This window comes from Shinella sp. M31, assembly GCF_049199205.1.
Lineage (GTDB): Bacteria > Pseudomonadota > Alphaproteobacteria > Rhizobiales > Rhizobiaceae > Shinella.
The window spans coordinates 18,331-41,145 of the sequence record NZ_JBLZPH010000083.1; the positions used below are offsets into that span (position 1 = coordinate 18,331).

Below are 22,815 nucleotides of genomic sequence, written 5' to 3' on the forward strand. Positions count from 1 at the left end.
CCGCTTTTCTTCTGATATTGTTGACTCCATGCCGGCCATCCGGTTTACAAAACCCCAACCGATAAACAGCAGGCCACGCACGAAAATGCTTGAAAAAACCTATGATTCCGCAGCGGTCGAGCCGCGCATCGCCAAAACGTGGGAAGAGGCGGATGCCTTCCGCGCCGGCGAGGGCGCCAAGCCCGGCACCGATACCTTCACCATCGTGATCCCGCCGCCGAACGTCACGGGTTCGCTGCATATGGGCCATGCGCTCAACAACACGCTGCAGGACATCATGGTCCGCTTCGAGCGCATGCGCGGCAAGGACGTGCTGTGGCAGCCGGGCATGGACCATGCCGGCATCGCGACCCAGATGGTCGTCGAGCGCAAGCTTGCTGCCGAAAAGCTGCCGGGCCGCCGCGAGATGGGCCGTGAGGCGTTCATCGAGAAGGTCTGGGAGTGGAAGGCCGAGTCGGGCGGCCTGATCTTCAACCAGCTGAAGCGCCTCGGCGCCTCCTGCGACTGGTCGCGCGAACGCTTTACCATGGATGAGGGCCTGTCCGAAGCCGTGCTCGAAGTCTTCGTCTCTCTCTATAAGGAAGGCCTGATCTATCGCGGCAAGCGTCTCGTCAACTGGGATCCGAAGTTCGAAACAGCGATTTCCGATCTCGAAGTCGAGAACAAGGAAGTCGACGGCCATATGTGGCACTTCAAGTACCCGCTCGCTGACGGGGCCACCTATACCTATGTCGAGAAGGACGCCGACGGCAACGTCACCTTCCAGGAAGAGCGCGACTATATCTCGATCGCCACCACGCGCCCCGAGACGATGCTGGGCGACGGCGCGGTTGCCGTACATCCGACCGACGAGCGCTATGCGCCGATCGTCGGCAAGCTTTGCGAAATTCCCGTCGGCCCGAAGGAACACCGCCGTCTAATCCCGATCATCACCGACGAATATCCGGAGAAGGATTTCGGCTCCGGTGCGGTCAAGATCACCGGCGCGCACGACTTCAACGACTACCAGGTCGCCAAGCGCAACAACATTCCGCTCTACCGTCTGATGGACACGCAGGCCGCCATGCGCGCCGATGGCGAGCCCTATGCGGTCTATGCCGCGCAGGCGCTTGAGATCGCCAAGTCCGGCCATGTTCCCAACGAGGCCGAAGTCGACGACATCAACCTCGTTCCCGACGAATATCGCGGCCTCGATCGTTATGAAGCCCGCAAGCGCATCGTCGATGCCATCAATGCCGAGGGCCTCGCCGTCACCGTCAAGGATGCCGAAGGCAACGACATTCCCTATGTCGAGAACAAGAAGGTCATGCAGCCCTTCGGCGACCGCTCCGGCGTCGTCATCGAGCCGATGCTGACCGACCAGTGGTTCGCCGACGCCAAGACGCTGGCGCAGCCGGCCATCCGCTCCGTTCGCGAGGGCCGCACCAACTTCGTTCCGAAGAACTGGGAAAAGACCTATTTCGAATGGATGGAAAACATCGAGCCGTGGTGCATCTCGCGCCAGCTCTGGTGGGGCCACCAGATCCCGGCCTGGTACGGTCCGGACGGTCAGGTCTTCGTCGAGAAGACCGAGGAAGAGGCGCTGCATGCCGCCATTCAGCACTACATCGCCCATGAAGGCCCGTGGAAGGCCTGGGTCGAGGAGAAGCTGGAAAACTTCGCGCCAGGCGAAATTTTGACGCGCGACGAGGACGTGCTCGACACGTGGTTCTCCTCCGCACTCTGGCCGTTCTCGACGCTCGGCTGGCCGGAAAAGACGCCGGAACTGGCGAAATACTACCAGACGGACGTGCTGGTCACCGGCTTCGACATCATCTTCTTCTGGGTCGCCCGCATGATGATGATGGGCCTGCACTTCATGAAGGATGAGCTCGGCAACCCCGTCGAGCCGTTCCATACCGTCTATGTCCATGCGCTGGTGCGTGACAAGAACGGGCAGAAGATGTCGAAGTCCAAGGGCAACGTCATCGATCCGCTCGAACTGATCGACGAATACGGTGCGGACGCGCTGCGCTTCACGCTGGCCGTCATGGCTGCGCAGGGCCGCGACGTGAAGCTCGATCCGGCACGCATCGCCGGCTACCGCAACTTCGGCACCAAGCTGTGGAACGCCACGCGCTTTGCCGAAATGAACGGCGTCGCCTCCGATCCGAAATTCGTACCGGAAGCGGCCTCGCTGACGATCAACCGTTGGATCCTGACGGAACTTGCCCGCACGGCGCGCGACGTTACCGAGGCGATCGAAACCTATCGCTTCAACGATGCGGCCGGCACGCTCTACCGCTTCATCTGGAATCAGTTCTGCGACTGGTATCTGGAACTGCTGAAGCCGGTGTTCTCCGGCGACGACGAAGCGGCCAAGGCGGAATCGCAGGCCTGCGCGGCTTACGTTCTGGAAGAGACCTACAAGCTGCTGCATCCCTTCATGCCCTTCATGACGGAGGAGCTGTGGGCGCATACGGCAGGCGAGGGCAAGACCCGCGACAGCCTGATCTGCCACGCCGAATGGCCGGCACCCGCCTATGGTGACGATGCCGCGGCCGACGAGATCAACTGGCTGATCGACCTCGTGTCCGGCATCCGCTCGGTTCGCGCCGAGATGAACGTGCCGCCGAGCGCCACCGCGCCGCTCATCGTGGTCGGTGCGAATGCACTGACCCAGAAGCGGCTTGCAACGCACGACAGCGCGATCCGTCGCCTGGCGCGTGTTTCCGAGATCGGCCTCGAGAATGCGGCTCCCAAGGGTGCCGCCCAGATCGTCGTCGGCGAGGCCACAGCCTGCCTGCCGCTCGGCAACCTGATCGATCTCGGCGCTGAAAAGGCCCGTCTCGAGAAGGCGATCGAAAAGGCCAAGGCGGAAGCCGGCCGCATCCAGGGCAAGCTCTCGAACGAAAAGTTTGTCGCCAATGCCAAGCCCGAGGTGGTGGAAGCGGAGCGCGAGCGTTTCGCTGAGTTGGAACAGCAGCTGGCGAGCCTTGCCGTAGCATTGACACGGGTCAGCGAAGCCGGCTGATTCCACGCATTGCGTGTGAAAACGAACAAATAGCCGCGCCGGCGACCCCGGCGCGGCTTTTTATTCGTATGGTGGCTGCAAAAAAATCAATGTGGTCGAAATGTGACACGGTGTCGCTGTGTTGAAAAATAAATCCGAATATGGGCGATAATTTCAAAAAATAAGGAATTTTATTTCGCGCGCGATGAATGCTGAGGTGCTTCAGAAAAATCTTACGTAATTCTGCAGCCACGCACGGGAAATCATAGGCAAGAACTGGGGTTTGCCAAGGCAGCGCGCGTCTTCGATAGTCAGTGTCGGAGAGGCGCGGGACAGAGGCAGCCGTGTCTACGCAAGACTTATGCAGGGGAGGTTTTGCATGTTTGGAAAGAATTTCGGCCGAGGCCTGATGGCGGCAAGTGCGCTGCTTGCAGCGACATCCGCCCATGCCGGCGGCTTGGAGCGTGGCGGATACAACATCGATCTGCTGTTCGATCCGTCGGATTATGCGTTCGAAAGCGCGGTGACCTATGTCAATCCGCAGCGTGAACTCGACAATGTCACGGATATCAATCCGCTGGACGGCGACCTGAATGGCCGGCCGTCCAACGGCATCGGTGATACCGAAGGCTACTGGGTGCCGCGCATCGGCTTCAAGGCGAAGCTCGCGCCGGCCATCAACTGCATGGTCGACTATTCGCAGCCCTGGGGTGCGCATAGCAATCCGGGCAGCAACTGGGCTGGCGCCAACGACAATATCGAAACCAAGATCGAGAGCCACAACTACGCCGGCACTTGCTCCTATTCGTTCGATGCCGGTCCGGGCCAGTTGCGCCTCATCGGCGGTGGTTTTTACCAGGAAGTCTCCGGCTTCAAGGATCGTCTGGTCTTCGCAGTTCCGGATGGGGCGCCGATCAACGGCGTCGGCCGCCTGGAGCTGGAAGGCGAAGGTTGGGGATGGCGCGCTGGCGTTGCTTATGAGATCGAGGAATACGCTCTGCGCGCAAGCCTTGTGTACAACAGCGCCGTCAAGCTCAACGACATCACAGGCACGATGGACCTGACGCAAGTTCCGGCCGCCGTCAATCCGCTCGCGGGCATCGTGACGCCGGTATTCGGTTCTGCTGAAATGCCGGATTCGCTCGAACTCAAGGTCCAGACGGGGGTCGCGCCCGATTGGCTGGTGTTCGGTTCGGTCAAGTGGACGGACTGGAGCCAGCTCCAGAGCCTGCCATTCTGCCCGAAGGCGACACGCGGCATCGCCTGCACCACCAGCGGTCCGACGGAAGTCACGTCGCTTGACCTGCTCTATCGTGACGGCTGGACCGTGTCGGGCGGCGTTGGACACAAGTTTAACGACAAGCTGAGCGGCGCGGCCAGCATTACCTGGGACCGTGGCACCAGCACCGGTATCGGCACGCAGACCGACACTTGGACGCTCGGCGCCGGCGTTTCCTACGCGGCCGCCGACAATATCGAGTTGCGTCTCGGCGGCGCCGTCGGTATCTTGACCAGCGGTTCTTCCGGCCAGATCGTCAAGGATGGCCGCACCTTCGGTCAGCGCGTAAGCTACGATTTCGGCACGGATGTCGTGACGGCGATCTCGACCTCGCTCAAAGTAAAGTTCTGATCGGCGGACCAGAAGCATCGGAAAAGGGCCCGGCGTCATCGCCGGGCCCTTTTTCTTGGTTAACACTTCGTTGCACTGCAGCCCGCCTTTTGGGGAAACCACAGCGAAGCCTGAAAATATGTGACGGAATCGCAACACATTTTTTTCCAGAGTTTGCTACACCCCTATGCAAGCGCCCAAATGTCCATTTCCCGCCACAAACGGGGCGCAGCGATAAGGACATATAGACGCGTGGAACCGCGCTTAAGGAAACGATGAGCCAGCCGATGTCATTGCCGCCGGAAACCCGCACGGACCCCGTGCCCTCCCGGTTTGGTGCATTTCAGAAGGCCAGGCGCGGAATTGTAGAGTCGATGCCGAAGTCCGAGTTGATGCCGATGAAACTGTTGGTAATGGGCCTGTGTCTTTCGCTTTCCTCCGGGATGGCGTCCCAGGCCTTCGCATTTGACACACAATCCGGCGTCAGCCGGGAAAGCGGTCCGTTCGACCTCTTCAAGTTCGGCTTCTTCTCCTACAAGGAAGGCCGCAAAAGCGATGCCGTCGAGGCCTACCGTTACGCGGCGGAAAAGGGCCATACCGGATCGCGCTGGGCGCTCGCCAACATGTATGCCGATGGCGACGGCGTGCCGGAAAACGATCTTGAAGCCTTCAAGATCTATAGCGAGATTGCCCAGGCCGGCGTCGAGCCAGGCTCGGAAGACACTGGCTACTTCGCCAATGCGCTGATCGCGCTTGCCGGCTATTATCGCCGCGGCATTTCCGACAGCCCCGTCAAGATCGACCTTGCCCAGGCCCGCCAGCTCTATTTCCAGGCCGCGTCCGCGTTCGGTATTCCCGAAGCGCAGTTCCAGCTCGGCCGCATGATGCTTTCAGGCGAGGGCGGCTCCGTCAGCGTGCATCAGGCCAAGAAGTGGCTGAACCGTGCGCGCAACAACGGCCATGCCGGTGCGCTCGGTCTGTTCGGCAACATCATCTTCCAGGAAGGCGATACGGCCCGTGGCCTTGCCTTCATGACCGCCGCGCTTGACCATTGCCCGCCGAAGGATTGCGCATGGCTACAGGCCACCCAGGAAGAAGCCTTTTCGGTGGCGAGTGAGGAAGACCGCCGCAAGGGCGTGGCGCTCGCGCAGAACATTCGCTTCAATTCGGGCGAATAACAATTTCATGAAATCAGGGCAGGGCGCTTCGTCGCCTGCTGGCTACGCGGCCGTCGATAGCGCGTAGTCGAGCACGGCCACGACCGGCACGTGATCGGACGGCTTTTCCCAATTGCGCACGTGCTTTTCAACACCTGTCGAGACCAGCCGGTCGGAAGCTTCAGCCGAGAGCATCAGGTGGTCGATGCGGATACCGTTGTTTTTCGGCCAGGCTCCGGCCTGGTAATCCCAGAACGTATAGAGCGGCGTCGCATCGGACGAGGCGCGCACGGCATCGGTAAGGCCGAGATTTTCCAGCCGGCGGAAGGCCTGGCGGGTCGGCGGCAGGTAGAGCGCATCGCGCTCCCAGACTTTCACATCCCAGCAATCGTGCGGCTCGGGAATGACGTTGTAATCGCCGGCAAGGATCAGCGGCTCTTCGAGCGCTAGCCGGTCCTCGGCAAAGACGACGAGACGATCCATCCAGGAAAGTTTGTAAGGATACTTGACCGGATCCTCCGGCGGGTTGCCGTTTGGCAGGTAGAGGCAGCAGAAGCGGATTGCGCCACCCTCGACGGAAAACACGCCCTCGATGAAACGGGATTGTTCGTCACCCTCGCCACCGGGCAGGCCGCGGTTGACCTCGTCCGGGCGGATCTTGGAGAGCAGCGCAACGCCGTTGAAACCCTTCTGGCCATGCGTTTCGATATGATAGCCGAGCGCCTCGATTTCGGCGCGCGGAAAGCCCTCGTCGACCGTCTTGATCTCCTGCAGGCCGACGATATCGGGGTTCGATTCCTTCAGCCATGCGACGAGATTGTCGATGCGCGCCCGCACGCCGTTGATGTTCCAGGTGGCAATCTTGATCGGCATGCGGGGTTCCTGTGAAGTCAGAGCAATTCCGGCAAAAGTGTCCGGAATTGCGGAAGAGATTGCTTAGATCGAGAAGCTGGTCCCGCAGCCGCAACTGGCGACGGCGTTCGGGTTCTTGATCTGGAAGGACTGGCCGAGCAGGTTGTCGACGAAGTCGATCTCGGACCCGTCCATATAGACGAGCGAGAGCTGGTCGATCAGCACCTTGGCATTATCCTTTTCGAGCACCATGTCGTCGTCCTGCTGGCCCGCGACGAGGTCGAATTTATAGGAAAAGCCGGAACACCCGCCGCCTTCGACGGAGACGCGCAGCGCCTGTTTGTCGGGCGCGGAACCCAGGATCGATGCGATGCGCCGGGCGGCGGAATCGGAGATGGTAACGGACTTGTCGGTCATGTCTGCCTCCTGCCGGGGTCAAGATCCGGAGAGAATCGCTTCCTTGTGCGGATGGCGACGGTTTCGCCGCCTTTGGCCCCACTGCTCCAGGCTATCTGGACAAATCATTGAAAAGATTTGTTTTTCAAGCTCTGCTTGCAGCCGGACTTGCCGCTGTGCACACTATAGGTATGAAGGCATTGAGGCCGCGTCAATGGGCGGTGTGACTGCAGGTGACGAATGACGTTTGACAGACATGCGCTTGGGTTCGGCGCCGGGCAACGGGCGATCTATGCGTCCGACCCCTGGACGACACGTGGACGGCTTCATGCCGAGAGCGATAGCCCGACCCGCTCGGACTTCCAGCGCGACCGCGACCGCATCGTGCACACCACCGCTTTCCGTCGCCTCAAGCACAAGACGCAGGTCTTCATCGCCGCCGACGGCGACCATTATCGCACGCGGCTCACCCATACGATCGAGGTGGCACAGATCGCCCGTGCGCTGGCGCGCGCCCTGAAACTGGACGAAGACCTCGCCGAGGGCGTGGCGCTGGTGCACGATTTCGGCCACACGCCCTTCGGTCACACGGGCGAGGACGCGCTGGACGCGGTACTGAAACCCTTCGGCGGCTTCGACCACAATGCCCAGTCGCTGCGCATCGTCACCAAGCTGGAACGGCGCTATGCGGAGTTCGACGGGCTGAATCTGACCTGGGAGAGCCTGGAGGGCCTCGTCAAGCACAATGGCCCGCTGATCGGTCCGACGGGCGAATGCACCCATGGCGAGGACGTGCCGCGCCCTATCCTCGAATATTGCGCGATGCACGACCTGGAACTCGGCAGCTTCGCCAGCATGGAAGCGCAGGTCGCGGCGATCGCCGACGACATCGCCTACAACACCCATGACATCGACGACGGGCTGCGCTCCGGTTACCTCACCTTCGAGATGCTGGAGGAGGTGCCGTTCCTCGCCGGCCTGATGAAGGAAGTCTCCGACAAGTATCCGGGCCTGGAAGCGCCGCGCTTCACCCACGAGATCATGCGCCGTCAGATCACCCGCATGGTCGAGGATGTCATCGGCTACGCGCAGGCGGCGATCCGCGAGGAGCGGCCGGAAAGCGCGCAGGATGTGCGCAAGGCCCATCGTTGTCTCGCGACCTTCACCGAGGAAATGTCGGTGACGGACAAAGAGATCAAGAGGCTCCTGTTCTCACGCATCTACCGACACCCTGACGTGATGCGCGTGCGGGCAAGTGCGGCAGAGATCCTGACGGACCTCTATCATGCCTATATGGATGACCCGAAACTCATGAAGGGGCACTACTGGGTGGATCGCATTGCCAGCATGCCGGAATCCGCGCGGGCCCGTCATGTCGGCGATTATCTCGCCGGAATGACCGACAACTACGCGATCGACACGCACCGCCGGCTGTTTGACCATACCCCGGATTTGCGATAGTCACCCGCCGAACCGAACTACTTCGCAGGATGGGCCGCAAAAGGCTCGCCGCGAGCGGATGGATGAGATGAACCTTTTTACAGACTTCGATAGCAGAATCAAAAACGTACTCGAAGGACTTGAGATCGTGCGCGAGAAGCGTGCCGATGTCGATTTCAGCCGTATCAGCGTCGAACCGCCGCGTGATGCCAGCCATGGCGATGTCGCGACCAATGCGGCCATGGTGCTGGCCAAGCCGCTCGGCCTCAATCCGCGGGCACTTGCCGATCTCATCGTCGCCGAGCTGAAGAACGATCGCGAAGTCGCTGATGTCAGCGTTGCCGGTCCGGGCTTCATCAATGTGCGCCTGTCGGTCGCCTATTGGCAGAAGCTGCTCGCCGATATCGTCTCCGCGGGCACCGATTACGGTCGCGGTTCGCTTGGCGCCGGCCGCAAGGTCAATGTCGAATATGTCTCCGCCAATCCGACCGGCCCGATGCATGTCGGCCATTGCCGCGGCGCCGTGGTCGGCGATGCGCTCGCCAACCTGCTGGCCTTTGCCGGCTATGCGGTGACGAAGGAATATTACATCAACGACGCCGGCTCGCAGATCGACGTGCTGGCCAAGTCCGCCTTCCTGCGCTACCGCGAGGCGCTCGGCGAGGTGATCGGCGAAATCCCCTCCGGACTCTATCCGGGTGACTATCTTGTCCCGGTTGGCGAAGCGCTGGCGGCCGAACACGGCACGACGCTGCGCGCCATGTCGGAAGCGCAGTGGATGCCGATCGTCAAGGAAAAGACGATCGAGATGATGATGGCGATGATCCGCGAGGATCTGGCCGCCCTCAACGTCAAGCACGACGTGTTCTTCTCCGAGCGTTCGCTGCATGCCGGCAACGGGGCGCCGATCCGCACCGCCATCAATGACCTGACTTTCAAGGGTCACGTTTACAAGGGCGTGCTGCCGCCGCCGAAGGGCCAGCTGCCGGAAGACTGGGAAGACCGCGAGCAGACGCTGTTCCGCTCGACGGAAGTGGGTGACGATATCGACCGCCCGCTGATCAAGTCGGATGGCTCCTACACCTATTTCGCGGCCGATGTCGCCTACTTCAAGGACAAGTACGACCGCGGCTTCGACGAGATGATCTATGTGCTCGGCGCCGACCATGGGGGTTACGTCAAGCGCCTGGAGGCCGTCGCGCGTGCCGTGTCGGAAGGCAAGGCGAAGCTGACGGTGCTGCTCTGCCAGCTGGTCAAACTGTTCCGCGACGGCGAGCCGGTGAAGATGTCGAAGCGCTCGGGCGATTTCGTCACGCTGCGCGATGTGGTCGATGAAGTCGGCCGCGATCCGGTGCGCTTCATGATGCTCTACCGGAAGAACAGCGAACCGCTCGACTTCGACTTCGCCAAGGTGACCGAGCAGTCCAAGGACAATCCTGTCTTCTACGTGCAGTATGCCCATGCGCGCTGCATGTCGGTGTTCCGACAGGCGGCCGAAGCGTTTCCGGGTCTCGACATCGCGTCGCTCGATCTTGCGGGCGCGATCAAAGGCAACATATCGGATCCGAGCGAGCTCCAGCTTCTTGCCAAGCTCGCAGAATATCCGCGCGTCATCGAGGCCGCATCACTGGCGCAGGAGCCTCATCGCATCGCTTTTTATCTCTATGATCTTGCCAGCGCTTTCCATGCGCATTGGAATAAAGGCAAAGAACAACCGGAATTACGGTTTGTTAACGATAAAAATAGAGAATTGAGTATCGCCAGACTTGGGCTGGTGCACGCGGTTGCCTCCGTTTTGAAGTCTGCTCTTGCCATTACAGGCACGGCAGCACCGGACGAGATGCGATAACGTCACCATTTGCCCACAATAAGCTGGCAAACGCGACTTTGTAGCTTTTGAGTGGGAAGCAGTATGGCAGACAAGAACTTCGCGCGAAGCGGAACCGCGGACACGGATCTCTTGACGGACGATGATCCGTTGAGCGAGCTCGCCCGTCTCGTCGGCTATGAGCCGCGTCCGGTCAAGGATGTGGCCAAGTCCCCCTCAGAGCCTGTCGATGGTGTGCCAAGACGGGAAAACCCCGTCCTGGCCCTTGAGGACGAGCTCATGCGTGCTTTCGAGCAGTATGATGCGCCGAGCCGTACTGCCGAAAAGCCCGCCGTCCATCCTGTCGAGCCTATTTTCGAAGAGCCGGCGCCGGTCGTGGAAGACCGCGCCGCCCTCATCGATGAGGTGCCGGTGCGCGACGGTGCGACGACGGTTTCCGCGCATCGCGAGCCGTCCTTCGCCGAAACCGTCTTCGAGGAACCTGTGGGAGCCGAACCGGTGTTCGAAGCCGATTCGTCGCTGCTCCTCGCCGACGAGCTGGAAGCCGCCGTCAATGAGGTGCCCGCAGTCGAAGCCGAGCCGGTGGTTCACGCCGGCCGCCAATTTGCCGATCGCTTCGAGCCGCGCTTTGAGGTGCCGGTTCGTCAGGAGCCGGTTGCGGATGTAACGTCTGTCAGCCATTCCGTGTCCGAGGCGCGTCAGCCGGAATTCCTCGGTTTCCAGCCGATGGCCGCTGACGACAATTCTCCGGACGATCTGGGCCTGGATCTTGAGCGCGAGCTCGAGCTATCGATCGGTGACGGCTTTGCCGATGACCTCGTTGCGGACTTGCATCCGGTTGCCGAAGCGACGTTCGTCGAGCCGCAGCCTGTTGTCGTCGAGACGGTTCAGAGCAATGCCGAGCCGTCCTTCCAGGAGCTGATTTCCGCAGAAGCGGCTGCAGAGCCGTTCCAGGCTGAAGCCGCCTATGCCAGCGACGAGCCGCATTTCGTCGCCGATCTCGCCTTCGACAGCCGCGAGGAGCGTGCCCGCGCCGCCGCCGAGGTTGAAAGCCAATGGCAGGCCGAAGAGCCTGTCTTCGACGCGACGCCGGACTATCGCGTAGAATCCGTCGAAACGGTCATTGACGACCGTGATGCCCTGCTGGCCGACGTGGAGCGTTTCCCGGTTCCCGAAGCGCGCACGCCTTTCATGGGTGAATCGCGCAATCCCGCCAATATCGCCTCGATCTTCGGCCGCCGTGCAACGCCGACCATGAACCAGCAGCGCGACCCGGCACTGTCTTCGGTCGCGACGCCGGTCGTTCAGAAGCCCGTCGAGAAGATCGAGCCTGCGCCGGTCGCGGAGGTTCGTCCGGTCGTCGAAGCCCGCCCTGCGGCGGTTCCCGAGCCGGAGATCGATTTCGAATCGATGGAATTCGATCTCTCGGATATCGAGCTCGACCTCGCGGACATCGTGCTGGATGACGTGCCGGCGAAGGTCGAAACGAAGCCTGCGGTCGTCACGCCTGTCGAGGCGAAGCCGATTGAAGTGAAGGCAGAGGTCGCAAAGCCCGTCGCGGTTGAGAAGCCCGTCCGTCGCGAACCTGCCGTCGCCGTGCCGGTCTCCACCTATACCGCCGTTCCGCAGCCGGTCGTCGCCGAGATGGCCGATGGTTCGCTGCCGTTCGATCCGACGATGATCGCCGATACGGATGAGGGCGTTACCCCTGTCACCGAACTCGACGTGCCGCAGCTGCCGGTCATCGAGAAGGAAAAGCCGCCGGTCGTCCAGCCGGACTATGAATTCGACATCGATGCCGAGATGGCCCAGCTCTTCACCGAGCCGGCCGCCAAGCCGACGCGCCGCGAAAGCCTCCAGGCCGGCGTTTCCGCCGCCACGGTCGCTGCTGCCGCCCAGCCGGCCGCGCAGATGAACGATGTCGATGATTTCGAGCGCGCGCTGGAAGAGGATTTCCGCCGCTCGCTCAGCCAGCCCGAGCGCATGGCGATCCCGGTCGATCCGGGCCAAGCCACGCAGCTCTACAGCGGCGATGGGTATGACGACGAGCAGTCGCGGCCGCGCCGCGGCCTGCTGATCGCCGCGTCGATTGCCGGCCTGCTGCTGATTGGCGGCGGTGGCGTCTATGCCTGGAGCGCCTTCACCGGCGGTGGTGTGGCCGGCTCCGGCGAGCCGCGCGTCATTCTCGCCGACAAGGATCCAGTCAAGGTCGTGCCTGCCGAAAAGGGCGGCAAGACCGTGCCGAACCAGGACAAGGCGGTTTATGACCGCGTTGCCGGCGACAATGCCGGCACGCCGCAGCAGGAACAGCTCGTCACCTCGACGGAGGAGCCTGTCGATGTCGTGCAGCGCACGCTGACGCCGGAAGCCCTGCCGGACGACGGCGCCGATATGCCCGCCACGGCCGAGGACGACGCCAACCGCCTGCTGCCGGGCGTCGACGAGCCGGAAACGGCAACCGCCGACGGCAAGCCGCTCGTCTCGCCGCGCAAGGTCAAGACGATGATCGTCAAGCCCGACGGCACGCTCGTCGCCCGTGAAGACATCGTAAGCGAGCCCACCACCGAAACCGCCGGTCTCGACGCCAAGGCGACCGCAACGACGGCCGCCACATCGGGCGAAGTCGCCGCGACGGCCAATGCAACACTCGACGCCAACTCTTCGCTGCGCGCCGAGCAGAACGCGACGGACGGTCAGCCGCGCTCGGCGCTTGCCGAAGTGGCGACCGCCGAAGTCGACGACACCGCCCCTGTCCGCACCGTCAAGACGACCACGATCGGCGCCACGACCGAAGGCACGACGACGGACGGCAAGGCGCCGGTTCCGGTTACCCGCCCGGTCGACCAGCCGGTCACCGTGGTCGGCACCGTCACGGAAAACGGCAATGTCGCCGCGACCGAAACAGCATCGGCAACGCAGACCCAGCAGACAGCGGAACAGACTCAGGTCGCGGCGGTTGCGCCCGGCAGCTACGTCATCCAGATCGCCTCGGTGCCTTCGGAAGCCGATGCGCAGAAGACCTACAAGAACCTCTCGGCGAAATTCGGCAGCGTCATCGGCGGCCGCGGCGTGGATATCAAGAAGGCGGAAATCCCCAACAAGGGCACGTTCTTCCGCATTCGCATCCCGGCCGGCTCGCGTGAGGAAGCAAACGCGCTGTGCAGCCGTTATAAGGGCGCAGGCGGCAGCTGCCTCGTCACGCGCTGAAGTCGAGACTGGATTTTTAGGAAGGCGCGGGACGGGTTCCGCGCCTTTCTTTTTGCCCATCCAACGCCAAACATCCGAGATTGCCGACATGAGCGAATCGAAATCCTTCATTTCGGGCTGCAAGGGCCTGAGCCTCACCGAAGACGAAAAGGCCTTCTTCCGCAGCGAGCGACCGTGGGGCTTCATCCTGTTCGGCCGCAATATCGGCGATCCCGCCCAGGTCGCGGACCTGACGGCGGAAATGCGCGACTGCATCGGCGGCGGCAGCGACATTCCCGTGCTGATCGACCAGGAAGGCGGCCGCGTCCAGCGCATCAAGCCGCCGCATGTCCAGCAATATCCGAATGCCGCCGCACTCGGCGCCATCTGTCGCGCAGATGCGGAAAAGGGTCTGCGTGCCGCCTGGCTGATGTCGCGCCTGCACGCCTTCGATCTCTATCGCCTCGGCATCAATGTCGATTGCCTGCCGGTGCTGGATGTCGCCGTGCCCGGCGTGCACGATGTCATCGGTAACCGCGCTTACGGTCAGGAGCCGGAAATCGTCTCGGCCATGGGTAAGGCGGCGGCCGAGGGCCTGAAGGCTGGGGGCCTGCTGCCGATCATGAAACATATGCCGGGCCACGGCCGCACCATGGTCGATTCCCATCATGATCTGCCGGTGGTGCATGCCAGCCGCGAAGAACTCGAGGCCTGCGACTTCGTACCCTTCCGCCGTATGAAGGACGAGCTGATGGCGATGTCCGCCCACATCGTTTTCACCGCCATCGACGCCGACAATCCGGCGACGACCTCGGCCAAGGTTGTCAGCGAGATCATCCGCGTCCATATGGGTTTCGACGGCCTTCTGATGTCCGACGACGTGTCGATGAACGCGCTGAAGGGCGATATTGCCGAAAGAACCCGGGGAATCATCGCCGCCGGCCTCGACATGGTGTTGCATTGCCATGGCATCATGGAGGAAATGATCATGGTGACCGAAAATGCGCCGCCGCTGACGGGCGAAAGCCTGCGGCGCGCCAAGGCGGTGCGTGCGGCCTTCACGACGCCCGACGGCGCGGACGAACATGCGCTGCGCGAAGAGTTCAATGCCATGATCGCGGTGTCCTGAAGCGCCGCATAAGGAGCTGCGTGTTAGGACCGGGAAGCAAGCCACAGAAGAACGACCGCGGCGCGGCAGCGCCGATGGACGATTTGTGGCAGGATGGTGGCGAGGGGCGGGGGCTTTCGGAAGAAAGCCTCGTCGTCGATCTCGCCGGCTTCGAAGGCCCACTCGATCTCCTGCTGCATCTCGCCCGCACGCAGAAGGTGGACCTTACCCGTATCTCCGTGCTGGCGCTCGCCGAGCAGTATCTCGCCTTCATCGACAAGGCGCGGAAAATCCGCATCGAGCTTGCCGCCGATTATCTCGTCATGGCGGCGTGGCTTGCCTATCTCAAATCCCGGCTGCTGATCCCCAAACAGGCCAAGGACGATGGTCCCTCGGGCGAGGAAATGGCGGCGAGCCTGGCCTTCCGCCTCAAGCGGCTGGAGGCTATGCGCGATGCCGCGACGCGTCTCGTCAACCGCAACCGCCTCGGCCGCGACGTCTTCGCCCGCGGCATGCCGGAGCATATTCCGACGGAGCGCCGCTCTGCCTTCGAGGCCTCGCTCTACGACCTGCTCAACGCTTATGCATCGCTGCGCCAGCGCCATGCGATCACGCAGGTGACCATCGAGAAGCGCACGGTCTGGTCGCTCTCCGATGCCCGCGAAATCCTGTCGCTGCTCGTCGGCGGCTTCGCGGATGACGACTGGATGGCGCTCGACCAGTTCATGCTGCGCTACCTGACCGACCCGACGGAGCGCACCACGGCGATCGCCAGCGCCTTCGCCGCGACGCTGGAACTGGTGCGGGAAGGGCGCCTGGAGCTTCGTCAGGACGGCGTGTTCCAGCCAATCTATCTGCGCCGCGGCCCAAAGCCCGAGGGCGATGACGAGGGGAACGCTGATAATGGCTGATGGGGACGACGAGATGGACGGCGGCACGATCGTCGATCCGCGCCGGCTGCATGAGGCCGCGCGCATCGCCGAGGCGCTGGTCTTCGCCTCCGCCGGGCCGGTTTCGCAGAGCTACATCGCCGAGCGCCTGCCGCGCGGCGTCGATGTGCTGCATGTCATGCGTGAATTGAAGGGCCTCTATGCCGGGCGCGGCGTCAATCTCGTGCAGGTCGACGACGGCTGGGCCTTCCGCACGGCGCCCGACCTCTCCTTCGTCATCCGCACCGACGAGACGGAAGTGCGCAAATTGTCGCGCGCCGCGCTCGAGGTGCTGTCGATCATCGCCTACCACCAGCCGGTCACCCGCGCCGAAATCGAGGAAATCAGAGGCGTGCAAACCTCGAAGGGCACGCTCGACGTGCTGATGGAGGCGGGCTGGGTGCGCTTTCGCGGCCGCCGCCGCACGCCCGGCCGCCCCGTCACCTTCGGCACGACACGGGATTTCCTCGATCATTTCGGCCTGGAGGAACTGCGAGATCTGCCCGGTCTCGAAGAATTGAAGGGCGCCGGCCTTCTTTCCGGCCGCATTCCCTCCAATTTTCAGGTACCTCTGCCGCTTGGCGAGGATGAGCTGGCCGAAGACGAGGACCCGATTACCCAACTCGATCTTGAGGAATTGGGGCTCTTGACACCCGGCGGGAAAGAAGACGAATAGGCGAAGCTTATAGGCTGGCCCCGCGGTTTCCGGGAAAACAAACAGCCGGATGCGCCTCCGCGGTAAGCAGAAGAAGAAAAGCCGTTCAGGCAGGACTGTGGCCGGCCCGGCCGGTGACAGGGAAAGATTTGACAATGGCTTCGGACCCCTCGGGCTCCAGCGATAACGAGACGAGACGGGCATCGGCGGTGACCTTCGCCGCGCGCCTTGCCTTCGAAGACATCCATCACAGCTACCAGAACAAGCAGACGATCCGCGGCATCTCGCTGACGGCCGAGCCCGGCGAAGTGCTCTGCCTGCTCGGCCCTTCTGGTTCCGGCAAGACGACGCTTTTGCGCATTGCCGCCGGCATCGAGGCGCAGACGGCGGGCCGTGTCCTGCTCAACGACCGCGAGATCGCCGGCCCAAGCACCTTCCTGCCGCCGGAGCGTCGCGGCGTCGGCCTGATGTTCCAGGATTTCGCGCTCTTCCCGCATATGTCCGTGCTCGACAACGTGCGCTTCGGCCTGACCGCGCTGCCGCGCGCCGAAGCGGAAGCCGAGGCCGAAGTGGCGCTGGAGCGCGTGGGGCTTTCGCATTACGCCCAAAAGTTTCCGCACATGCTGTCGGGCGGCGAGCAGCAGCGCGTGGCGCTGGCCCGTGCACTGGCACCGCGCCCCTCCGTCCTGTTGATGGACGAGCCGTTTTCCGGCCTCGATTCGCGCCTGAAGGATTCCATCCGCGCCGATACGCTGTCGATTTTGCGCCAGTCGCGCGCCAGCGCCATCGTCGTCACGCATGACGCGGAGGAGGCGATGCGCATGGGCGACCGGATCGCGCTTTTGAAGGATGGCTGCCTTGTGCAGGTCGGCACGGCGGAGGAGCTCTACCTTCACCCGAAGGATATGTTTGCCGCGGCGTTTTTCTCCGAGATCAACGAATTTTCGGGCCATGTGCGCGGCGGTGTCGTGGAAACGCCGCTCGGCAATGTGGATGGAAGCCGCTTCCGGGACGGGCAAAAGGTGCATGTCGCCGTGCGGCTCTCCGGGCTTCGGGTTCTGGAGACGGGCGGCGAGATTCCGGCGCGCATATTGTCGCGGCGGTTTCTCGGCGTCGTGGAACTGCTGAACCTCGCCATACCCGGCACGGACCGGCCGGTTCGGGCGCGGGTGAGGGCAGACCAGCTGGCCGCCGGATTGCGTGACGTCACGCTTTCGGCTAACCAGCGGGATATTCTAGTGTTTGAAAAAAACAACTGAACGTCTTACATCGGGGTAAGGGTTCGTAAGGGAGCAAGGAAAATGGGTTCTTTCAGCATCTGGCATTGGCTGATCGTTCTGGTGGTTGTGCTGCTGCTGTTCGGCCGCGGCAAGATTCCGGAACTGATGGGCGACGTTGCCAAGGGTATCAAGAACTTCAAGAAGGGCATGTCCGACGAGGAAGCCGCTGCCGCCGACCAAGCGAAGACGGTCGATCACAAGGCCGACGAGGTCAAGTGACCGGCATCCGGCCGTTGACCGCCGGTTACGGCCTATGAGGACAGTTTCCTATGCTTGATGTCGGCTGGACCGAGATACTCGTCATCGCCATCGTTCTGATCATCGTGGTGGGTCCGAAGGACCTGCCGCAGATGCTCAGGACGTTCGGCCGCATGGTCTCAAAGATGCGCGGCATGGCGGGCGATTTCCGCCAGCAGTTCGACGAGGCGCTGCGCGAAGCGGATCTCGACGACCTGCGCAAGACCATCGGCGAAGCGCAGAAGCTCAATCCGCTCAACACCATCCGGGATGCGGTCAATCCACTGCGCCAGATGGGCGACGACTTGAAAGCCGATCTGCACAAGGCGACCAGTTCCGTCACGACATCGACGCCTTCGGCCAATCCGGCCGAAAGCGTGTCCAGCGCTCCCATCGCCGTCCCTTCCGAGGGGGCGAAGCCGGCTTCCGCTGAACCCGTCGCCGCCGTGCCGCTCAAGGCCGGCCCGGTCCGCAAGACGGCAAAGAAGAAGGCCGATGACGGCGCCGCCACGGTGGCAAAGCCGCGCAAGACGGTCGCGAAGGCCGAGGCGGAGCCGAAGAAGGCACCTGCGGCCAAAAAGGCGGCGCCCGCGAAGGTCGCGACCGCCAAAACCAAGATTGCGAAGACCAAGAAGGGCGAGGCATGAGCGGCGATATTGATGACAAGCCCCAGCCGCTCATCGAGCACCTGATCGAACTGCGCCGCCGCCTGCTCTGGGCCGTGGGTGCGTTTTTCATTGCCTTTCTGGTGTGCTTTTATTTCGCCAAGCAGCTTTTCAACCTGCTTGTCCTGCCCTTCAAATGGGCGGTGGAATGGGCGGGGCTGACGCACCGCAATGTCGAGCTGATCTATACGGCGCCGCAGGAATTCTTCTTCACGCAGATCAAGGTCGCTATGTTCGGCGCCTTTGTGATCGCCTTCCCGGTGATCGCCCAGCAGGTCTACAAGTTCGTGGCGCCCGGCCTCTACAAGAACGAGCGCGCCGCCTTCCTGCCCTTCCTGATCGCGTCGCCGATCCTGTTCCTCATCGGTGCGGCGCTGGTCTATTTCTTCTTCACGCCCATGGTCATGTGGTTCTTCCTCGCCATGGAGCAGGGCGGCGGCGAAGGCCAGGTGTCGATCCAGCTTCTGCCGAAGGTATCGGAATATCTCAGCCTCATCATGTCGCTGATCTTCGCCTTCGGCCTGGTGTTCCAGCTTCCGGTGATCTCGTCACTTCTGGTGCGCGCCGGTTTCATCACCTCGCAGACGCTGAAGGAAAAGCGCAAATACGCCATCGTCATCTCCTTCGTGGTGGCGGCCGTGCTGACACCGCCCGATCCGGTTTCCCAGATCGGCCTTGCACTGCCGGCCATCCTTCTCTACGAGATTTCCATCTATACGGCCCGACTCATCGAACGGCAGCGGGCGAGCGTCTCGAACGCGCAGGATGCGGAAAACGAGGTCGCTGCAACGCAGGGCGAAGCCGACTAAGGCTTCGCCGGCGGGTCGCTGCCGGGCGGGATGGGCTCCATCCACGCAACGCCTGGAACGACAATGCTTGATATCAAATGGATCCGCGACAACGCCGAAGCCCTTGACGCCGCCCTGGCAAAGCGCGGCGCAGAGCCCCTCGCACGGGCTTTGATCGATCTCGACGAAAAGCGCCGCAGCGTCATCCAGAAGGCGCAGGACATGCAGTCGCGCCGCAACGCCGCATCCAAGGAGATCGGCGCGGCCATGGCCGCCAAGAACACCGAACTTGCCGACAAGCTGAAGGCCGAAGTATCCGCTATCAAGGACCAGCTCCCGGCCGCCGAGGAAGAGGAGCGTCAGGCCACCGCCGAGCTCAACGACGCCCTGTCGCGCCTGCCGAATATCCCGTTTGATGACGTGCCGGTCGGTTCGGACGAGACCGGTAATGTCGAAAAGCACAAGTGGGGCAACAAGCCGGGCTGGAACCACAAGCCGCTGGAGCACTACGAAATCGGCGAAGCCCTCGGCTACATGGATTTTGAAGCCGCGGCAAAAATCGCCGGTTCGCGCTTCACCGTCCTGAAAGGTCAGCTTGCCCGCCTTGAGCGCGCACTCGGCCAGTTCATGCTCGACGTCCACACGGGGGAACATGGCTATACGGAAGTGCATGCGCCGCTGCTCGTGCGCGACGACGCCATGTTCGGCACCGGCCAGCTGCCGAAATTTTCCGAAGACCTGTTCCGCACCACGGACGGCCGCTGGCTGATCCCGACCGCCGAAGTGTCGCTCACCAATCTCGTGCGCGAAGACATTCTCGATCAGGAAAAGCTGCCGCTGCGCTTCACCGCGCTGACGCCGTGCTTCCGCTCGGAGGCAGGCTCGTCGGGGCGTGACACGCGCGGCATGCTGCGCCAGCACCAGTTCATGAAATGCGAACTCGTCTCGATCACCGATGCCGAAAGCGCCATCGACGAGCACGAGCGCATGACGGCCTGCGCGGAGGAAATCCTCAAGCGCCTCGGCCTGCATTACCGCGTCATGACGCTTTGCACCGGCGACATGGGTTTTGGCGCGCGGAAAACCTACGATCTGGAAGTCTGGCTGCCGGGGCAGGACACGTTCCGCGAAATCTCGTCCTGCTCGGTCTGCGGCGATTTCCAGGGCCGCCGCATGAATGCGCGTTATCGCGGCAAGGACGACAAGGCGACGAAGTTCGTGCACACGCTGAACGGTTCGGGCACCGCCGTCGGCCGCGCGCTGATCGCCGTTCTGGAAAACTACCTCAACGCCGATGGCTCGGTCACCGTGCCGGAGGTCCTGCTGCCTTACATGGGTGGCGTGACGAAGATCGAGAAGGCCGCGTAAGTTCATGCGCATCCTGCTGACCAATGACGACGGCATTCACGCCGAGGGCCTCGCGGCCCTCGAGCGGATCGCCCGCGAACTAACCGACGACGTCTGGATCGTGGCCCCGGAAACGGACCAGAGCGGTCTTGCGCATTCCCTGACGCTCTCCGAGCCGCTACGCCTGCGCAAGATCGACGACAAGCGTTTCGCCCTGCGCGGCACGCCGACGGATTGTGTCATCATGGGTGTGCGCGAGGTTCTGGACAAGAAGCCGGATCTCGTCCTCTCCGGCGTCAATGCCGGCGCCAACATGGCCGACGACGTCACCTATTCCGGCACCATTGCCGGCGCCATCGAGGGCACGCTGCAGGGCATCAAGTCCATGGCGCTGAGCCAGGCCTATAACCATGCCGGCGGCCGCGTCGTGCCGTGGGAGGTTGCCGAGGCCTACGCGCCAAAACTCATCCGCCAGCTGATGGATGTGGAGCTGCCGGACTGGACCTTCTTCAACCTCAACTTCCCGAACTGCGCACCGGCAGAGGTGCAGGGGATGGAGGTCACGGCGCAGGGCAAGCTCGATTTCGGCCTGACGATCGAAGAACGTGCCGATGGCCGCGGATTCCCCTATTACTGGCTGCGCTTCGGCGAGCGAAAGGGCGATTTCCGCGCCGGCACGGACATTCATGCCGTGAAGAACCACAAAATCTCCGTCACGCCGCTGAAGCTCGACCTGACGGATTATTCCGTGCTCGACCGCGTGCAGCGCGCGCTCAATGGAGGAGATGCGGATTGAGCACGGGGCGGGTGATCGAGAAGGAAGGTTTTGCTGCTCTTGCGCTGCGCCTGCGCGGGCAGGGCATCAACAATATCGAGCTTCTGACCGCCGTCGAGCAAACGCCGCGCACGCTGTTCGTGCCGCCGCAATTTGCCGGCGAGGCCTATTCGCGCCGCGTGTTGCCGCTTGATTGCGGATCCTTCATGGAAGGCATCGATCTCTCGGTGCGCATCCTTCATCTCCTGAACCTCAAGGCCGGCCAGCGCATTCTCGAAGTCGGCACCGGCAGCGGCTTCACCGCCGCCGTCATGGGCCGCATGACCGAGCGGGTGTTGACCGTCGATCGCTACCGTACGCTCGTCACCAATGCGCAGGCTTCCATCGACAAGGCCGGCATCCGTAACGTCATCGTGCGCCAGGCCGATGGCAGCAATGGCATGCCGGGCGAGGGGACCTTCGACCGCATTCTCGTCACGGCCGCCTTTCCCGCCCTGCCGCGCTTCTTCGCCGAGCAGCTCGTCTCCGGCGGCATGCTGATCGCACCCGTCATGGTCAGCGAAACCGAGTGCCGTATGCTCAAGCTGGTCAAGACCGGTAGCCGCTTCGATCGCGAAGACCTCTTCGAGGTACCCTACCTGCCGATCGTGCCCCAGATGGCACAGGCTCTTTAAGCCCACCAAACCCTATCGAAATCAATATTTTGCGGCTCCGCGGGCTTTTGCCCGCTGAGTCTTGCGGCATTTTCGCGGCAAATCGGAACTCTCGCTGCAGCCCGCCACACGCGAGGCGTGAATTCCCGTTGAAAATACAGTGCGTTAACCATTTGTTAACTTTGGTAAGCTTCGCGCAAGTTTCGGAGCGTAGGCCCATAACGAAGCACAAATTCCACGCAGAACGCCGGTTTTCCAGTGGTTTCCGAAGTTCCGATGGAGAGGGCAATGTACGTTTCGAACAGGATCGCCAGCAGCTCGACCAATGACAGCCTCGCTTATCTCGCGACCAAGGCTGCCGGGAAGGCGACTGAAGAAAACGCCGAGGTCGCGTCGACCGCGCACCTCGCCGGCGGCAGCTATGATCCGTCCGCCCATGTCGGCCTGTCCGTCGATGCACTCCTCGTGCTCAGCGTCGCCAAGGAAGAGACGGCTTACAGCCAGCCGTCGCTGACGGAGGCCGAGCGCAACAATCTCGACACGTCGGACCTCGAGAAGCGCGAATACGCAGCCTATGGCCACTTCCTGGAGGAAGGTGACCGCAAGGGCTATTACCGTGCCTATATCGAATATTTCGACAGCATGCCGGCCGAAGACCAGCGCAACGGCCGCTATGCCGGCACCCGCGAACCCGCCGTTTCGGCGCTCCGTGCCATCGCTTATAATGAAAGCGCCCTCGACATGACGGCGCCGGATGCCGCGCTCGAGAATGCGACCGCCACCGGCGACCGCAGCCAGCGCCGCGCGACGCCGATTTCGGCGATCTTCCAGCCGAGTGCCGGCGATTATGAGAACGTCGCCCGCGTCTCCGGCCGCATTTCACGCGCCGACAGCATGTATGCCACCGGCTTCTGATAC

The 22,815-nt window shown here is 62.6% G+C and carries 19 protein-coding genes; 17 read left to right on the top strand and 2 right to left on the bottom strand.

What is annotated here, in order from left to right:
* Positions 1-85 precede the first annotated feature (85 nt).
* The 3 genes from ACOZKU_RS14085 (at position 86) to exoR (ending at position 5,779) form a co-directional block, all read left to right on the top strand.
* Entirely contained in the window at positions 86-3,013 is a 2,928-nt protein-coding gene (locus tag ACOZKU_RS14085) for a valine--tRNA ligase (RefSeq protein WP_421579412.1), read from the top strand.
* A gap of 358 nt (positions 3,014-3,371) precedes the next feature.
* The gene (locus tag ACOZKU_RS14090; RefSeq protein ID WP_314094164.1) at positions 3,372-4,622 is read left to right on the top strand and encodes an OmpP1/FadL family transporter; all 1,251 of its coding nucleotides are present in this window, start codon (positions 3,372-3,374) and stop codon (positions 4,620-4,622) included.
* Positions 4,623-4,975: 353 nt separating this feature from the next.
* Complete coding sequence (exoR, locus tag ACOZKU_RS14095; protein ID WP_314094162.1) at positions 4,976-5,779, top strand: exopolysaccharide production regulator ExoR; 804 nt, start codon at positions 4,976-4,978, stop codon at positions 5,777-5,779.
* Between the two features lie 42 nt (positions 5,780-5,821).
* On the opposite strand, the gene xth is transcribed toward exoR, so the two are convergent.
* On the bottom strand, positions 5,822-6,625 hold the full coding sequence (gene xth / locus ACOZKU_RS14100; protein WP_314094241.1) for an exodeoxyribonuclease III: 804 nt from the start codon (positions 6,623-6,625) through the stop codon (positions 5,822-5,824).
* Between the two features lie 69 nt (positions 6,626-6,694).
* Positions 6,695-7,027, bottom strand: a complete 333-nt coding sequence (erpA, locus tag ACOZKU_RS14105; protein ID WP_421579413.1) for an iron-sulfur cluster insertion protein ErpA — start codon at positions 7,025-7,027, stop codon at positions 6,695-6,697.
* A 219-nt stretch (positions 7,028-7,246) separates the two neighbouring features.
* Between erpA and ACOZKU_RS14110 the strand changes: the two genes are divergently transcribed.
* The 14 genes from ACOZKU_RS14110 (at position 7,247) to ACOZKU_RS14175 (ending at position 22,812) form a co-directional block, all read left to right on the top strand.
* Positions 7,247-8,467, top strand: a complete 1,221-nt coding sequence (locus ACOZKU_RS14110) for a deoxyguanosinetriphosphate triphosphohydrolase (protein ID WP_421579414.1) — start codon at positions 7,247-7,249, stop codon at positions 8,465-8,467.
* A gap of 67 nt (positions 8,468-8,534) precedes the next feature.
* On the top strand, positions 8,535-10,295 hold the full coding sequence (argS, locus tag ACOZKU_RS14115; RefSeq protein ID WP_421579415.1) for an arginine--tRNA ligase: 1,761 nt from the start codon (positions 8,535-8,537) through the stop codon (positions 10,293-10,295).
* A 63-nt stretch (positions 10,296-10,358) separates the two neighbouring features.
* Entirely contained in the window at positions 10,359-13,481 is a 3,123-nt protein-coding gene (locus ACOZKU_RS14120; RefSeq protein WP_421579416.1) for an SPOR domain-containing protein, read from the top strand.
* Positions 13,482-13,569: 88 nt separating this feature from the next.
* Positions 13,570-14,589 (top strand): beta-N-acetylhexosaminidase, encoded by a 1,020-nt coding sequence (gene nagZ / locus ACOZKU_RS14125; protein ID WP_421579417.1) that lies wholly within the window; start codon positions 13,570-13,572, stop codon positions 14,587-14,589.
* Between the two features lie 74 nt (positions 14,590-14,663).
* Positions 14,664-15,479, top strand: coding sequence for a segregation and condensation protein A (locus ACOZKU_RS14130; RefSeq protein WP_421579418.1), 816 nt, complete (start codon positions 14,664-14,666; stop codon positions 15,477-15,479).
* On the top strand, positions 15,472-16,173 hold the full coding sequence (gene scpB / locus ACOZKU_RS14135; RefSeq protein ID WP_117371010.1) for an SMC-Scp complex subunit ScpB: 702 nt from the start codon (positions 15,472-15,474) through the stop codon (positions 16,171-16,173). The genes ACOZKU_RS14130 and scpB overlap by 8 nt, the downstream gene beginning before the upstream one ends.
* A 134-nt stretch (positions 16,174-16,307) precedes the next feature.
* Positions 16,308-17,411 carry an ABC transporter ATP-binding protein gene (locus ACOZKU_RS14140; protein WP_421579419.1) on the top strand — a complete coding sequence of 368 codons (1,104 nt, stop codon included), beginning with the start codon at positions 16,308-16,310 and terminating at the stop codon, positions 17,409-17,411.
* A 42-nt stretch (positions 17,412-17,453) separates the two neighbouring features.
* Positions 17,454-17,651 carry a twin-arginine translocase TatA/TatE family subunit gene (locus tag ACOZKU_RS14145; protein ID WP_117371012.1) on the top strand — a complete coding sequence of 66 codons (198 nt, stop codon included), beginning with the start codon at positions 17,454-17,456 and terminating at the stop codon, positions 17,649-17,651.
* 50 nt (positions 17,652-17,701) lie between these two features.
* The gene (tatB, locus tag ACOZKU_RS14150; protein WP_421579420.1) at positions 17,702-18,316 is read left to right on the top strand and encodes a Sec-independent protein translocase protein TatB; all 615 of its coding nucleotides are present in this window, start codon (positions 17,702-17,704) and stop codon (positions 18,314-18,316) included.
* Complete coding sequence (tatC, locus tag ACOZKU_RS14155; protein WP_314094138.1) at positions 18,313-19,143, top strand: twin-arginine translocase subunit TatC; 831 nt, start codon at positions 18,313-18,315, stop codon at positions 19,141-19,143. Before tatB ends, tatC begins: the two co-directional genes overlap by 4 nt.
* Before the next feature lie 63 nt (positions 19,144-19,206).
* Entirely contained in the window at positions 19,207-20,490 is a 1,284-nt protein-coding gene (gene serS / locus ACOZKU_RS14160) for a serine--tRNA ligase (protein ID WP_421579421.1), read from the top strand.
* Between the two features lie 4 nt (positions 20,491-20,494).
* Entirely contained in the window at positions 20,495-21,265 is a 771-nt protein-coding gene (gene surE, locus ACOZKU_RS14165; RefSeq protein ID WP_421579422.1) for a 5'/3'-nucleotidase SurE, read from the top strand.
* A complete protein-coding gene (locus tag ACOZKU_RS14170) occupies positions 21,262-21,918 on the top strand; it encodes a protein-L-isoaspartate(D-aspartate) O-methyltransferase (protein ID WP_298103691.1) in 657 nt (218 codons plus the stop codon). The genes surE and ACOZKU_RS14170 overlap by 4 nt, the downstream gene beginning before the upstream one ends.
* A gap of 267 nt (positions 21,919-22,185) precedes the next feature.
* On the top strand, positions 22,186-22,812 hold the full coding sequence (locus ACOZKU_RS14175; protein WP_421579423.1) for a biotin biosynthesis protein BioC: 627 nt from the start codon (positions 22,186-22,188) through the stop codon (positions 22,810-22,812).
* The last annotated feature ends 3 nt before the right edge of the window (positions 22,813-22,815 follow it).

What these genes read in the sequence shown, in the direction of transcription:
- erpA (WP_421579413.1), bottom strand. Translation starts at nt 7,027, where the DNA reads ATGACCGACAAGTCCGTTACCATCTCCGATTCCGCCGCCCGGCGCATC.
- tatC (WP_314094138.1), top strand. Translation starts at nt 18,313, where the DNA reads ATGAGCGGCGATATTGATGACAAGCCCCAGCCGCTCATCGAGCACCTG.
- argS (WP_421579415.1), top strand. Translation starts at nt 8,535, where the DNA reads ATGAACCTTTTTACAGACTTCGATAGCAGAATCAAAAACGTACTCGAA.
- ACOZKU_RS14085 (WP_421579412.1), top strand. Translation starts at nt 86, where the DNA reads ATGCTTGAAAAAACCTATGATTCCGCAGCGGTCGAGCCGCGCATCGCC.
- ACOZKU_RS14090 (WP_314094164.1), top strand. Translation starts at nt 3,372, where the DNA reads ATGTTTGGAAAGAATTTCGGCCGAGGCCTGATGGCGGCAAGTGCGCTG.
- tatB (WP_421579420.1), top strand. Translation starts at nt 17,702, where the DNA reads ATGCTTGATGTCGGCTGGACCGAGATACTCGTCATCGCCATCGTTCTG.
- ACOZKU_RS14120 (WP_421579416.1), top strand. Translation starts at nt 10,359, where the DNA reads ATGGCAGACAAGAACTTCGCGCGAAGCGGAACCGCGGACACGGATCTC.
- exoR (WP_314094162.1), top strand. Translation starts at nt 4,976, where the DNA reads ATGCCGAAGTCCGAGTTGATGCCGATGAAACTGTTGGTAATGGGCCTG.
- surE (WP_421579422.1), top strand. Translation starts at nt 20,495, where the DNA reads ATGCGCATCCTGCTGACCAATGACGACGGCATTCACGCCGAGGGCCTC.
- scpB (WP_117371010.1), top strand. Translation starts at nt 15,472, where the DNA reads ATGGCTGATGGGGACGACGAGATGGACGGCGGCACGATCGTCGATCCG.
- serS (WP_421579421.1), top strand. Translation starts at nt 19,207, where the DNA reads ATGCTTGATATCAAATGGATCCGCGACAACGCCGAAGCCCTTGACGCC.
- ACOZKU_RS14110 (WP_421579414.1), top strand. Translation starts at nt 7,247, where the DNA reads ATGACGTTTGACAGACATGCGCTTGGGTTCGGCGCCGGGCAACGGGCG.
- ACOZKU_RS14145 (WP_117371012.1), top strand. Translation starts at nt 17,454, where the DNA reads ATGGGTTCTTTCAGCATCTGGCATTGGCTGATCGTTCTGGTGGTTGTG.
- nagZ (WP_421579417.1), top strand. Translation starts at nt 13,570, where the DNA reads ATGAGCGAATCGAAATCCTTCATTTCGGGCTGCAAGGGCCTGAGCCTC.
- ACOZKU_RS14130 (WP_421579418.1), top strand. Translation starts at nt 14,664, where the DNA reads ATGGACGATTTGTGGCAGGATGGTGGCGAGGGGCGGGGGCTTTCGGAA.
- ACOZKU_RS14140 (WP_421579419.1), top strand. Translation starts at nt 16,308, where the DNA reads ATGGCTTCGGACCCCTCGGGCTCCAGCGATAACGAGACGAGACGGGCA.
- ACOZKU_RS14175 (WP_421579423.1), top strand. Translation starts at nt 22,186, where the DNA reads ATGTACGTTTCGAACAGGATCGCCAGCAGCTCGACCAATGACAGCCTC.